Here is a 244-nt window from a genome sequence, read left to right as displayed (position 1 = left end):
CAGTGGAAATGAAGCAATTCTTCAACATTATAAAGATATTTGCGACATAGTTGATGGCGATATTTCGGCAGAAGTTCTTTCTACAACTTACGAAGAAATGATTGCTGAAGGTGAAACTCTTGCGAAAATTCATCCTAATATTGTAGTGAAAATCCCGATGATTAAAGACGGCGTAAAAGCTTTAAAATATTTCTCAAACAAAGGAATCAAAACCAATTGTACTTTGATTTTCTCTGCAGGGCAA

Annotated in this window: 1 protein-coding gene; it reads left to right on the top strand. The window is 34.4% G+C overall.

What is annotated here, in order from left to right; genetic code table 11:
* Positions 1 to 244, top strand: a 244-nt coding sequence (locus AC0MA3_RS26705; protein WP_474658380.1) for a transaldolase family protein, incomplete at both ends; no start/stop codon positions are given.

Source organism: Paenibacillus sp. LS-5 (assembly GCF_056121505.1).
Note: the sequence above shows the minus strand (reverse complement) of the source record. Positions and strands in the feature narration are given on the sequence as shown.